4 protein-coding genes, 1 tRNA gene, 1 rRNA gene and 1 pseudogene are annotated in these 5,983 nt (G+C 38.3%); 3 read left to right on the top strand and 4 right to left on the bottom strand.

Features of this window, described 5'->3' with window-relative positions; all coding sequences use genetic code 11:
- Positions 1–16: 16 nt before the first annotated feature.
- Positions 17–88: transfer RNA gene (locus ACQKNX_RS25540), tRNA-Glu, on the top strand.
- A 92-nt stretch (positions 89–180) separates the two neighbouring features.
- Here ACQKNX_RS25540 and ACQKNX_RS25545 read toward each other — a convergent pair.
- From ACQKNX_RS25545 to nadB, 4 genes and pseudogenes are all read right to left on the bottom strand, one after another.
- Positions 181–322: pseudogene (locus ACQKNX_RS25545) on the bottom strand (IS5/IS1182 family transposase); the annotation flags it as partial.
- A gap of 314 nt (positions 323–636) precedes the next feature.
- A complete protein-coding gene (nadA, locus tag ACQKNX_RS25550) occupies positions 637–1,740 on the bottom strand; it encodes a quinolinate synthase NadA (RefSeq protein WP_427431332.1) in 1,104 nt (367 codons plus the stop codon).
- Positions 1,727–2,587: a carboxylating nicotinate-nucleotide diphosphorylase gene (gene nadC, locus ACQKNX_RS25555; protein WP_427431333.1), complete on the bottom strand. Its 861-nt coding sequence runs from the start codon at positions 2,585–2,587 to the stop codon at positions 1,727–1,729. The genes nadA and nadC overlap by 14 nt, the downstream gene beginning before the upstream one ends.
- Entirely contained in the window at positions 2,544–4,130 is a 1,587-nt protein-coding gene (nadB, locus tag ACQKNX_RS25560) for an L-aspartate oxidase (RefSeq protein ID WP_427431334.1), read from the bottom strand. The genes nadC and nadB overlap by 44 nt, the downstream gene beginning before the upstream one ends.
- A 99-nt stretch (positions 4,131–4,229) precedes the next feature.
- On the opposite strand from nadB, the gene ACQKNX_RS25565 reads away from it, so the two are divergent.
- Both ACQKNX_RS25565 and rrf read left to right on the top strand, forming a co-directional pair.
- On the top strand, positions 4,230–5,321 hold the full coding sequence (locus tag ACQKNX_RS25565; protein WP_427431335.1) for a cysteine desulfurase family protein: 1,092 nt from the start codon (positions 4,230–4,232) through the stop codon (positions 5,319–5,321).
- Between the two features lie 571 nt (positions 5,322–5,892).
- Positions 5,893–5,983 (top strand): 5S ribosomal RNA (rrf, locus tag ACQKNX_RS25570); the annotation flags it as partial.

The following is a 5,983-nucleotide window of genomic DNA, read 5'->3' on the forward strand; positions in this document are numbered from 1 at the left end:
CTCCTTCTCCGCCATTGGCCCCTTGGTCAAGCGGTTAAGACACCGCCCTTTCACGGCGGTAACACGGGTTCGAATCCCGTAGGGGTCATACTAAAGCACAGTCGATGTAATTGTTTACATCGACTGTGCTTTTTTTAACAGAAAAAATACGAAAAGTCGGCTACTGTTAAAGTAGGTAGACGATTTGAGGTTTTCGACTAATGGATAGATAAACGAAACATCAATCGCTGCCTCTAGTTTTCGAACTAAATGGTTTTGTGGCACCAATTGGTCAATGCATTTCTTATTGTTCACGTTCATTGACTTGATTCTTCGTCATCATTTTCCATCACCTCAAATAGATTATTTTATTTATAGTAGACTGTTAGCAATACATATAAAGTTGATTGGAGTGAAGGGCGGGCGACTCCTGCTCAGAACACACAGTACGTAAGACGCAACAGACCGCGCGTTAGCGAGGGTTGCGGCTTACGATGTGCCCGCGGAAAGCGACCACCCGTAGCGGAAAACAACGGCAGTAGTCATCACCTCTATATTAATTTTAAATAAAAAAGGACTGTAGACAAACTCGAAAATCTTCGAGTTTGTCCACAGTCTGAAATCGTCTACCGCTAAATAGGTAGACGCTTTTTTTGCTTATGCACGTGACAGCATTCTTTCAAGAGAGCTACGAGCTTCTTTTGCTATTGAGGTATTCACTTGAATACGGTTATGTGGTTTGCCCTGATCAATGCTTTCAAGTGACCACAGTAAATGTGGAAGGTCAATGCGATTCATTGTAAGACAAGGGCAAAAGTTTTCGTTTAAAGAAATAATGTGTTTATCAGGATGTTGTTGAATAATGCGGTTTACTAGATTCATTTCTGTTCCAATTGCCCACGCTGATCCGCTTGGAGCATTATTAATAGTATCAAGGATATATTTTGTAGAGCCTGCATCATCTGCAGCAGCTAAGACTTCTCGGCTACATTCAGGATGAACGATAATACGCATATTTGTATGTGATTGACGAACCATTGCTGTATGTTGCACTGTAAAGCCTTCATGTACCGAACAATGTCCTTTCCACAATATTATTTGAATATTTTCTGGCGATTGATCTGTTTCAAGCGTATTCGTATGTGGATTCCATACGGCCATATTTTCGAGTGGCACACCTAAATCGAACGCTGTATTTCTGCCTAAATGCTGATCTGGTAAAAATAAAATACGCTGTTTTTGTGAAAATGCCCATTTTACCATTTCTTTTGCATTGGAGGAGGTTACACAAGCGCCACCGTGACGTCCAGTAAATGCTTTAATTGCAGCAGTAGAATTAACATATGTTAACGGCAAAATTGTATTGCCGAAAAGTTGCTGTAGAATAGGCCATGCTTGTTCTGTTTGATAAATATCTGCCATGTCAGCCATCGAACACCCTGCTCGCATATCAGGTAAGTAGACATGTTGCTTCTCCGTAGTTAGCATATCAGCTGTCTCTGCCATAAAATGCACACCACAAAAAACAATATGCTCAGCTTCTTTATTAGCAGCAGATATTTGAGCAAGCTGTAAGGAATCCCCTGTAGCATCAGCAAATTGTATTACTTCATCTTTTTGATAGTGATGTCCAGGTATAAAGAGTTTCTTACCTAGCTTCTTTTTAATAGCTCGAATACGAGATTCCATTTCTTCTGTTGATAATGTTCGATAATGCTCAGGAAGTAGTGAGGTTTGTTGTAGTAAACTAGTGATGGACAAGTGTATGCTCTCCTTTCATTTGTACAAGTGCGCTAATATCAAAAGCTTTTACGGAATGGGTTAATGCACCTAATGAAATCCATTGAATACCTGACTTTGCATAAGCATTGAGGTTTTCTAATGTAATGCCACCAGAAGCTTCAGTCGCAATATGTGCTGGAACGATTGGAAGCCAAGCACGTATTTCTTCAGGTGTACGATTATCAAACATAATAATGTCCGCTCCAGCTAATATAGCTTCTTCTAATTGTGCTTTCGTTTCAATCTCCACTTCGATTTTTACAGTGTGTCCAATTTTTTTGCGAGCAGTTTGTACGGCTTTGGTAATACTTCCTGCAAAAGCAATATGATTATCCTTGAGCATAATAGCATCGTATAAGCCACTTCGGTGATTATAGCCACCACCTACTCGTACAGCATATTTATCGAGCATACGTAATCCAGGAATTGTTTTGCGTGTATCGCAAATTTTCGCAGAGGTTCCTACTGTTTCACGAACTGCTAAATTGGCTGCAGTGGCGATAGCAGACATGCGTTGAATAAGATTTAAAATCACTCGCTCACCTAATAATAATTTTTGTAGAGGTCCTTTAATAACAGCAAGAACATCTCCGATATTGACGGTATCACCATCATTTTTATGCATAGTTATATGCATGGAGGGATCGAGTAAACGAAATCCATGTTCGATAATAGGTGTTCCACAAAAAATGCCGCTGTCTTTTGCATAAAACGAAAAAGAACCTATTTGCTCAAATGAAAAGATCAGCTCGCTTGATAAATCCCCATCTCCTATATCTTCATTAAAAAATTGCTTGAGCATTTCCTCGAGTTTGATGATATTCATACAATGAATTCCTCACTTTCATTTGTCCTTGTTGAAAAATAATCCAGCGCTGTGCCCACTTTGCTTCACTGTTAGGCTTATCATTCCGAATGTGAGCACCACGAGTTTCTGTTCGTGTGATGGCAGCATGTACCATCAATGATGCAACAATATGCATCATGTAAAGTTCTAGTTGCTGTTGATTTAAGCCCATTACATTAACTTGACTTAGATTTTGTAATGAAGGTAGTTGTTCTATCAAAAGCTGCATATCCAAAGGGTTTCGGACGATGCCTAATAGTTGCATCATTGTTTGTTGTAAATTTTCCTTTGTGAATAAAGCAGGCATCGATTGATGGCAATGAGCAACAGCAAGCGTGAAATTTGTTTGCTTACAACCAGTTTGTATAATAAATTGAGCCATTTTTTGACCGAATGTTATGCCTTCAAGTAATGAATTGCTAGCTAAACGGTTTGCACCATGAACCCCTGTACAGGCAACCTCACCAACTGCATAAAGATTAGAAATCGAAGTTCTTCCCGTATCATCAGCAATCACACCACCCATTAAAAAATGGCTGCCTGGAGCAACAGGAATTAGACCGTTTTGTAAATCAATACCGTTATCCATGCAAAGTTTTGTAATAGTAGGGAATTTATCTCCAAATCCCTGAATGCTTGAAATATCAATAAACGTCTCTTGCCCGAATGTACGTTTAGTATATAACGTGTGTGCAGTAACATGACGTGGTGCTAAATCGAGCAATGGATGCACACCTACCATAATTGGTTGACGCTCTGCATTTACAAAAATTCCTCCAGCACCTCGAACAGCTTCAGAAACCAATCCTTTAGCCTCGTTATTACACCATAATAGGCTTGGATGAAATTGCATAAATTCCATATCACTAATGGCAGCACCCGCTCGATACGCTAATGCAATACCGTCTCCAGTATTCGTGGTGTAGTTAGAAGTGCTTGCGTAGAGAGCAGCAGCACCACCTGAAGCAAGAATGACATGGTGAGCAAAATAACGTTTTATTCCTTTATCGCTTTTTGTCATTACGCCAATACAAGCACCATCCGTATTCAATAACAATTCAAAAGCCATCTCGTTGCTATTCATGTGAACGTTTGGAGATAGATGCTGAAGCAAGTAATCAATCAGTATTTGACCAGTTCTATCACCACCGGCATGTAAAATGCGATGATGGCTATGTGCTCCTTCTAAGCCAAGGGCAGGTTCGCCATTATCTTGTCGATCAATTGGTAATCCATCTAATAGCAGTTGTTGGATAATCGTCATGCCATCCTTTATAAGTACATCAACAAATTTGTTTTCATGATGGTATTCACCAGCAGACAGTGTATCAGTGATATGAAACTTTATATGATCTTCTGGACTAGTAACAGCAGCTATTCCTCCTTGTGCACGATAAGAGCTACTTGTTTTAACAGAGGATTTTGTAACAATCTGTACTTGAAAATATTGTCCGAGTAGTCGTGCAGCTTGAAGAGAGGCAATGCCGCTACCAATAATGAGTATGTCAGTCTTTACATCCATAGCTATACCTTCTTTACAGTTGTCTTGACACATATCTTTACATAAAATAAAAAGGAAAACAAGAGTTGATGACTAGAAAGGGAGAATAAGATGATTTATATGGATTATGCAGCAACATCTCCAATGTCGAGTAATGCACTTCAAGCTTATTGTGATGTTGCAAAACGTTATTATGGAAACAGTGCGAGCTTACATGATTTAGGAGGACAAGCAAATTATTTTGTTGAGCAGGCAAGGGCTATAGTTGCAAGGACTCTCGGTGTAGAACGTGATGGGATAATTTTTACTGGGAGCGGAACAGAGGGAAATCTAATTTCAATTTTGTCACTCGCTTTAGCTTCAAAAAAAGGCAAGCATATTATTTCATCACAAGCCGAACATACATCCGTTCATGCAGCATTAAATACACTTGAAAAAATGGGGTTTACCATCACGAAATTACCTTTACAGTTTGATGGATGTATTGATGTAGAACAAGTTCGTGAGGAGATAAGGGAAGATACAGCATTAATAACGATTCAACATGTAAATTCCGAAATAGGTTCCATCCAACCTGTAGAGGAAATTGCCGTAATAGCAAATAACGAAAATATATTTTTCCATGTAGATTGTGTGCAATCCTATTGTAAACTAGCAATAAATTCATTTAGTGCATACGTAGATGCGATGACGATTTCAGCCCATAAAATAGGAGGACCTAAAGGGTGTGGGGCTATTTTTATAAATCCGAAAATTCGAGTTCCAGCATTAACGCCTGGTGTAACGCATGAACGAGGTTTACGTGGCGGAACATTAGATACACCTGCCATTGTTGCATTTGCGACAGCCATTGAAAATTATCAATATGAGCGTCAACATTATGATTTGCTGCGCCAATATTTACGAAAAAATTTACCTTCAACTTGTCAATTGATTGACAGTGTAGAGCAACTGCCTAATATATGCGGTTTGATAATGGAAAAAGTGGAAGGGCAATATGTATTGTTAAAGTTAAACGAGGCAGGTATTTGTATTTCTACTGGTAGTGCCTGTGATATACACAGTGAATCTGGTACGAAAGCAATTTTATCAATGGGCTATACGATGGAGGAGGCACGTCAATTTTTTAGAATATCCTTTGGACCAACAACAACATTCGAAGAAATTGATCAATTACTTGCTGCTCTGACGAATGTTTTTGCGAAATACTAAACGAAAATAATGGTAGGGAAATATATAAATAAAAAGCTTTAGATTTTCACTCAGAGTCGCCACTTTCAGCGAAAATCAAAGCTTTTCTTAAATATGACTAGGGAAATACAATTGAAAGGTAGGAGTTTAATTTTGTCAGGATGTTGAAAAAGAGTTGCTACATTTCGGTAAAGTAAGGTAAAGTTTTTACTTCATATTTACTAAGTAGTTTTAACTGCAAAACTATTGGGGAAACTACAAATAGGCAATTTCGTCATGGGTTCTCAAATTGTTTATCGATAGACTGCCAAAAGGACCGTAGTATTTAATGATAGGCTAAACTTTTTAATTTTTATGTAATAAAATGTTTTCTTTTGAAATAACAATTGCTATAATGATTAGCAGAGCGATTATTTCTCTCACATAACAAAAATATCTTCAAAAAGTAGTAATTTCTTTTTTTTATAAAAAAGTGTTGCATTATGTTGATAAACGTTATACAATAATTCTTGTCTTGAAGGACAGGTAAACAACTTCAAAACGAAATACATAAGGGTTTCAAGATACGTTATAAATTGGAAACCGAACATAGTCTAGTGATGATGGCAAAGAGGTCACACCCGTTCCCATACCGAACACGGAAGTTAAGCTCTTTAGCGCCGATGGTAGTTGGGGGCTTCCCC

Origin of the sequence: Lysinibacillus sp. NPDC093712 (assembly GCF_050280025.1) — a bacterium.
Classification (GTDB): domain Bacteria; phylum Bacillota; class Bacilli; order Bacillales_A; family Planococcaceae; genus Lysinibacillus.

Coding starts and splice junctions, on each gene's coding strand:
- nadB (WP_427431334.1), bottom strand. CDS start 4,130: ATGGATGTAAAGACTGACATACTCATTATTGGTAGCGGCATTGCCTCT.
- ACQKNX_RS25565 (WP_427431335.1), top strand. CDS start 4,230: ATGGATTATGCAGCAACATCTCCAATGTCGAGTAATGCACTTCAAGCT.
- nadC (WP_427431333.1), bottom strand. CDS start 2,587: ATGAATATCATCAAACTCGAGGAAATGCTCAAGCAATTTTTTAATGAA.